Here is a 1,460-nt window from a genome sequence, read left to right on the forward strand (position 1 = left end):
GTATAAGAAAGGGAATAGGTGATTAAATGCCAGTAACAAAATTATCCGATGTCATTGTACCGGAACTGTTCACACCTTATGTCGTGAACCGGACCATGGAGTTATCCGCACTCTTCCAGAGCGGAATTATCACAAATAATGCAGAGTTTGACCGTCTGGCCAGTGAAGCGGCGCCGATCCACCAGATGCCGTTTTTCGAGGATCTGAGCGGAGATTCTGAGGACATTATCGAGGATCAGGATCTGACTGCAAAGAAGATCACGTCTAACAAGGATGTATCTACGACAGTGCGCAGGGCTAATATGTGGGCTGCCACAGATTTATCGGCTGCGCTTGCCGGCAGTGACCCGATGGCCGCCATTGGTGATCTGGTAGCGGGATATTGGGCGAGAGAGTACCAGAAGATTCTGATCCAGGTGCTTTCCGGAGTGTTCGGCAGCTATCAGACTACAACAGAACCAGCAGAGACCAAAACACCACTTGCAGACCATATCCTGGACATTTCGGCAGCGGGTTCCGCCGCGGCCCAGAAGATCAGTGCCAGCGCTTTTATTGATGCTTTGCAGCTGCTCGGTGACGCCCAGGGACAGTTGACGGCTGTGGCCATGCACAGCGCCACAAAGGCTTTTCTGAAGAAAAATAACCTGATCGACACAGAACGGGATTCTACTGATGTTGAGTTTGATACCTACCAGGGACGCCGGGTAATTGTGGATGATGGCTGTCCGGTCGCAGATGGCGTATATACCACATATTTGTTTGGCCAGGGGGCAATTGCATTCGGAAATGGTTCTCCCGTCGGCTTTGTTGCTACTGAAGTAGATCGAGACAAGAAGAAGGGATCCGGTGTAGATTACCTGATTAACCGTAAGACGTTCATCATGCATGCACGTGGGATCAAATGGACTGACCTTGCCAGAGAGCATGTAGAGACTCCGACGAAGGCGGAACTGATGAATGCCATCAACTATGAAAGAGTCTATGAGCCGAAGCAGATCAGGATTGTTGCGTTTAAGCATAAGATCGGATAAGGAGGTCTGACATATGGCAGTTAAGACAGTACAGGCCGTAATTAACGGTGTTACAACCACACTGACCTATAACAGTACCTCGAAGAAATATGAGGCCACAATTACAGCGCCGGCCACGTCGTCTTATAACAATAACGACGGGCATTATTTTCCAGTGACGATTAAGGCCACGGACGAGGCCGGGAACGTGACCACAAAAAATGACACAGATGCCACACTCGGAAGCAGCCTGCAGCTCCGCGTAAAGGAGAAGACAGCCCCAGCTATTACAATCACATATCCGACGGCCAGCGCACTGATCATCAATAATAAGCCAGCGATTCGCTGGAAGGTTACAGATAACGACTCTGGCGTCAATCCAGATACGATCGGTATTACCATTGACAGCGGCGGCAAGGTTACAGGCAGCGCCATTGTAAAGACGGCCAT

Annotated in this window: 1 protein-coding gene and 1 pseudogene; both read left to right on the top strand. The window is 50.0% G+C overall.

The features are described from left to right. Nucleotides 1-26: 26 nt before the first annotated feature. The gene (locus H8S75_RS32290; RefSeq protein WP_187024968.1) at nucleotides 27-1,031 is read left to right on the top strand and encodes a major capsid protein; all 1,005 of its coding nucleotides are present in this window, start codon (nucleotides 27-29) and stop codon (nucleotides 1,029-1,031) included. A gap of 13 nt (nucleotides 1,032-1,044) precedes the next feature. Then, nucleotides 1,045-1,460: pseudogene (locus tag H8S75_RS32295) on the top strand (Ig-like domain-containing protein); the annotation flags it as partial.

It is taken from the genome of Hungatella hominis (assembly GCF_014288005.1).
GTDB classification, from domain to species: Bacteria; Bacillota; Clostridia; order Lachnospirales; family Lachnospiraceae; genus Hungatella; species Hungatella effluvii.